The following is a 1904-nucleotide window of genomic DNA, read 5'->3' as shown; positions in this document are numbered from 1 at the left end:
TCGTTGTACGCCCAGCATGGGCATTCGCTTGGAGGTGTGAGTCCTCTGGAGGTGAAGGTGGTTTAACTCCGAGTCGATGGCAACTGCGTCACTGTGAGGTGGGGTGGGAAGGAAGCCGGAGACGAAGTCCTGCACCGAGGGATACGAACCGCATAGAAGGCATGCCAGTTGGGGTGAGCCAGCAACAGATGGTGAAGCCCGTTCCACCGAAGCGGCTGGTGTGTAAATGCGGCGGCGGTAGGGCGAAAGTGAATGTTCTTATCTGGGGAGATCTGTCCCAGTGCGTCGGCGTTTGTGTCGGAGCGGCATCGTTCGTGAGGGTGGTGTTGATGGGGCAGAAGTCAGCAGAGGTCGTAGTACCAGCGGGAATTGTGGTTGTGGCTGGGAAGGGCTGAACGTTGGGAATTGATGGTTCGAAGCGGCATTTCTCGTGGAGATCGCGGTGATCGCAGCCAACTCGCCGTGGGCGGGGCAGACGCAGTGGAGGGACCGGTGAATCCGGAAGTGCCGGTGTCTGCGCGTAGTGGTGTCTCGGTGGGTGTCGGGGAGGGCCTCAGGGATGGCCAGGATTTGTGGGAGCAGGTGTTCGCTCCGGCGAATCTGGTTGTTGCGCTGGAACGTGTTGAACGTAATCGTGGTGCGGCTGGTGTGGATGGTGTGAGCACGCAGGAATTGCGTGACTGGTGCCGCCAGCATTGGGCGGATACGCGTGCGGCGTTGGATGCGGGCACGTACTGTCCGCTGCCGGTGCGTCAGGTGGTGATTCCCAAACCTGATGGCGGGCAGCGGAAGTTAGGGGTGCCGACGGTGTTGGATCGGTTGATCCAGCAGGCGATCGCGCAAGTGCTGACTCGGGTCTTTGATCCCGGGTTTGTGCCGGTCTCGTATGGGTTCCGGTCGGGCAAAAGCGCCCACGATGCTGTGAAGGTCGCCAGGTTGGTGATCGAGCAGGGATATCGCTGGGTGGTCGAGGTTGATCTGGATGCGTTCTTTGATCGGGTCAACCATGACGTGCTGATGGCCCGGGTTGCGCGGAAGGTGAAAGACAAACGGCTGCTGAAGCTGATCCGCCGCTACTTGGAAGCGGGGATCATGGCCGACGGTGTGCGACAGCCGGTGAACGAGGGAACCCCGCAGGGGTCACCTTTGTCGCCATTGTTGTCGAACATCATGCTCGACGATTTCGATCAGGAGCTCTGGGCGCGGAGGCACCGGTTTGTCCGGTATGCCGACGATATCCGGGTCTTCGTGAAATCACAGCGGGCCGCCGAGCGGGTGCTCGCGCAGAGCACGGCGCTCCTGGAGCAGCGGTTGAAGTTGAAGGTGAACCGGACGAAGTCCTCGATCGTCCCGGCAACGACAGCTGTCTTGCTGGGTTTCGGGTTCTACTTCACCGCCTCTGGGGTCAAGATCCGAGTCGCGCCGAAGGCGTGGCAGCGAGCGAAAGCTCGTATCCGGGTGCTGACGTCGCGGAAGTGGAGTGTGTCCATGCAGGTCCGCATCACGCGGCTGAATCAGTACATCCGGGGCTGGATGGGGTACTTCCGTTTGGCGGATACCCCGCGAAAGTTCCGCGACCTGGATGAGTGGTTTCGTCGTCGGATGCGCCAGATCCGTTGGAAGGAATGGAAACGCTCCCGCACCAGGGTTGCGAATCTGCGTGCCCGCGGGATCCAGGCCAATGTGGCTTGGCAGTGGGGGATGAGCAGTCGCGGCTACTGGCGTATCGCGGGGTCACCGATCCTGACACGGGCCCTTCCGAATCTGTACTGGGAGGAACTGGGCCTGCTCTACTTTCACCGCGCCTGGACCCGATTCCAAGCGACCTAACGAACCGCCGGATGCGAGGCCCGCACGTCCGGTGGTGTGAGAGGGGGCCGGTAGCCCCGGCCCCCTACTCGATT

General features: G+C 61.6%; 1 protein-coding gene. It reads left to right on the top strand.

Going from position 1 to position 1904, the window contains the following annotated elements:
* The first annotated feature begins 369 nt into the window (after positions 1 to 369).
* Positions 370 to 1830 carry a group II intron reverse transcriptase/maturase gene (gene ltrA, locus HPC46_RS34250; protein ID WP_233717045.1) on the top strand — a complete coding sequence of 487 codons (1461 nt, stop codon included), beginning with the start codon at positions 370 to 372 and terminating at the stop codon, positions 1828 to 1830.
* Positions 1831 to 1904: the final 74 nt, after the last annotated feature.

This window comes from Mycolicibacterium vinylchloridicum (assembly GCF_013404075.1).
Classification (GTDB): Bacteria; Actinomycetota; Actinomycetes; order Mycobacteriales; family Mycobacteriaceae; genus Mycobacterium; species Mycobacterium vinylchloridicum.
The sequence above is the reverse complement of the archived record's forward strand: the minus strand, read 5'-3'. Positions and strand labels throughout refer to the sequence as shown.